This window comes from Actinomycetota bacterium (genome assembly GCA_040905475.1).
Classification (GTDB): Bacteria; Actinomycetota; AC-67; order AC-67; family AC-67; genus DATFGK01.
Window position 1 is genome coordinate 1 of sequence record JBBDRM010000151.1, and the last position, 2,924, is coordinate 2,924.

At 67.7% G+C, this 2,924-nt stretch carries 6 protein-coding genes; 4 read left to right on the plus strand and 2 right to left on the minus strand.

The genetic code is table 11. The features are described from left to right. Positions 1-121 precede the first annotated feature (121 nt). From WEB06_18645 to WEB06_18660, 4 genes are all read left to right on the plus strand, one after another. Positions 122-655 (plus strand): alpha/beta fold hydrolase, encoded by a 534-nt coding sequence (locus WEB06_18645; protein MEX2557637.1) that lies wholly within the window; start codon positions 122-124, stop codon positions 653-655. Between the two features lie 118 nt (positions 656-773). Next, positions 774-1,097 carry a metalloregulator ArsR/SmtB family transcription factor gene (locus WEB06_18650; protein ID MEX2557638.1) on the plus strand — a complete coding sequence of 108 codons (324 nt, stop codon included), beginning with the start codon at positions 774-776 and terminating at the stop codon, positions 1,095-1,097. Beyond that, on the plus strand, positions 1,094-1,579 hold the full coding sequence (locus WEB06_18655) for an SRPBCC family protein (protein MEX2557639.1): 486 nt from the start codon (positions 1,094-1,096) through the stop codon (positions 1,577-1,579). The genes WEB06_18650 and WEB06_18655 overlap by 4 nt, the downstream gene beginning before the upstream one ends. Continuing rightward, a complete protein-coding gene (locus WEB06_18660; protein ID MEX2557640.1) occupies positions 1,576-2,217 on the plus strand; it encodes a maleylpyruvate isomerase family mycothiol-dependent enzyme in 642 nt (213 codons plus the stop codon). Before WEB06_18655 ends, WEB06_18660 begins: the two co-directional genes overlap by 4 nt. Before the next feature lie 103 nt (positions 2,218-2,320). Here the strand turns inward: WEB06_18660 and WEB06_18665 are convergent, their stop codons facing one another. Both WEB06_18665 and WEB06_18670 read right to left on the minus strand, forming a co-directional pair. Next, positions 2,321-2,605 carry a nucleotidyltransferase domain-containing protein gene (locus tag WEB06_18665; protein MEX2557641.1) on the minus strand — a complete coding sequence of 95 codons (285 nt, stop codon included), beginning with the start codon at positions 2,603-2,605 and terminating at the stop codon, positions 2,321-2,323. Between the two features lie 59 nt (positions 2,606-2,664). After that, positions 2,665-2,924 (minus strand): hypothetical protein (locus WEB06_18670; protein ID MEX2557642.1); only part of this gene is annotated, 260 nt, incomplete at its 5' end.

Sequence of the window (2,924 nt, forward strand, 5' to 3'; positions counted from 1 at the left end):
TCGCTTCGATCCCAAGCCCCGAGTCGCGGAGGGTTCGGAGGAGTCGCCTCGCACTGCTCCGGTGCTGTCGACGACACCGGAGCCGCGCAAAGGTGATCGCCGCCAGCCGGAGGAGTGATCGATGTCCATCGCCAACCGCCGCGTCGATGTCGGCGACGTCACCATGGCCACCCTCGATGTGGGCAGCGGCCCACCGATTGTCCTGCTGCATGGGAACCCGACCTCGAGCTACCTCTGGCGCAACATCGTCCCGTTCGTGCGCGACCTCGGCCGGGTGATCGCGCCGGACCTGGTGGGGCACGGACGGTCCGACAAGCTCACTGGCCAGGGTCGCTACCGGTTCGTCGAGCAGTCGCGCTACCTCGAGGCGCTGCTTGATGGACTCGGGGTCAGCGAGCAGGTCACGCTGGTGCTGCACGATTGGGGAGCAGCCCTCGGCTTCGACTGGGCCCGCCGGCACCCCGAGGCCGCGACGGGGATCTGCTACTTGGAGAGGCGATCTGCGGGCCGAGAGCGTGGTCCGACGTACCCAAGCTGTACGTCGACGCGCAGCCGGTGCCTTGTCCAACGTCTTCGCCGACCGTTGCCGTCGTTGGCCGAACCAGGTCGAAGTGACGGTCCCAGGGATCCATTTCGTCCAAGAGGACGCGCCTGAAGCGATCGGCCGGGCCTTGCGAGGCTGGCTGCTCGCGATGGTGACCCCGGGCACGCTCGTTTCGAACGGCAGCAATTCGCGCGTTGCAGCCAGATACGTAAGTGATAGCTTACGCGTTATGACACCTGCAACCGACCCGTGGGCTGCCCTCGGCGACCCCACCCGCCGCCAGGTACTGCGACTCGTGGGTTCGGGTACCCGATCGGTGACCGAGATCGCGGCGGAACTGCCGGTGAGCCGCCCGGCGGTCTCGCAACACCTCCGGATCCTTGCCGATGCCGGCCTGGTCGACGCTCAACCGGACGGCCGTCGGCGGGTCTACCGCGTGCGCGAGCAAGGTCTCGTGCGGCTCCGCAGCGAACTGCACCAGTTCTGGACCACGACACTCGACAACCTCAAGGAGGTTGCCGAGCACGATGACCGCGATGGAGACACGACGTGAGCGCCCACGAGATCCCACCGGTGCGTCTGGACATCCACCTTGAGGTGCCCCCGCACCGGGCCTACGAGACGTTCGTCGGCGAGTTCGACCGCATCAAGCCGCGAGAACACAACCTGTTGACGGTGCCGATCGCCGAGACGGTGTTCGAGGCCCGGCCCGGCGGCGCGATCTTCGACCGCGGCGTCGACGGGTCCGTGTGCCGATGGGGTGAGGTCCTGTACCTCGATCCCCCCTACCGGCTCGTCTTCGCGTGGCTGCTCGATCCCGACTACTCGCTCGTCGCGGATCGGCGCGATGCTAGCGAGGTCGAGGTCCGGTTCATCGATGTTGACGGACGCTCGACACGCGTCGAACTCGAGCACCGGCACATTGAGCGACACGGGGAGAGGGCCCCGTCCCTGCGCGACGATGTCGCTGGCAACAACGGCTGGCCGATCTACCTGCACCAGTTCACGATGATCATCCAGGAGGCCGCCACGTGAGCGCCGACCTCCTCGACCTCGCAACCGACGAACGGCGAGAACTCGCTGCCCTGCTCGAGGACCTGGCGCCACACGAGTGGGAACATCCATCGCTCTGCCGCGGGTGGAAGGTCCGCGACGTCGTCGCGCACCTGATCAGCTACGAAGACCTCGGCGTCCGAGCTCTGGTCAAGGTCGTCATCGGATCCGGCATGCGACCGGCCGCGATGAACGCGAGAACGCTCGCTCCGCTCCGTCTGCTCCCCATCGAGGAACTGCTCGCGCTCGTACGTGAGCGCACGGTCCCACGCGGACTCACCGCGCTCGGCGGCGGCATGATCGCCCTCACCGACGGGATGATCCACCAGCAGGACATACGCCGACCGCTAAATCGGCCACGCGACATTCCCGCAGCGCGGCTGCGGCCAGTCCTCCACCGCATCCGCCGTGTGCCGCTGCTCCCGAGCGCCAAGCTCATGCGCGGCCTCCGTTTCGTCGCCACCGACCTCGACTGGGCGACCGGCGATGGCCCCGAGGTTCACGGCCCCGGCGAAACCCTCATGCTCGCAGCAGCCGGCCGCGACATCCCACTGGGCGGCATCTCCGGCGACGGCGCCGCCATGCTCCGCCATCGGCTCGCGCGATCGCTGGCCGACTGAGCTGAGGCATCCGTACCTACCCACTACGCCCGGATCCTCCCGGTTGACTCCGGCCATTGCGGCGCGCTGGGGGGCTGAAGCTCGGGTCATACGGACTGGTCGGCTACGGGCCAGTCTCCTTGCACCTACGAAGCAACCCGTCGGGGTCGTACAGGACCTCGAAGCCATCCGCCACGACTTGCCTCGTGCCAGGATCGAGCGGCAAGGCGACCCACTGCGACGTCGTGAGGAGGCGGGGGACGTGCTCAACGATCACGACGAGGTCGACGTCCGAGTCGGGTGTGGCAGTCCCACGAGCCCAGGAGCCGGCGAGCCCGACCGCGTGAACGTCTTCGCGATCCGAAGCCCGCGAGACGAACTGTTCCAGGAATCCACTCACGTCACGCATGCTGTCCACGCTACCCGGGGTGTTCAGTCCGCTCCTCCACCCGCGGAGCAACGCCCGTGTCAGCTACCCGTTGCTGCACTCGACGGTCGGGCGTCTTGGACCGTGACGATGGTGACGCGATCACGGTGCTCATCGAAGACGTAGACGAGCAGCATCCACCGCCAGGGACCGAGGATGAAGCGGAACCCGTCCCATCGCCCGGTGAGTTCTTGGCCCAGCCGCGGGAACCGTCCGAGCGGTTCGAGCGAGGCGCGGACACGCTCACGGGTGTCGCCCGGCAGCGAGTGCGTCCGCACGAGTCGATCCAGATCCTCGACGG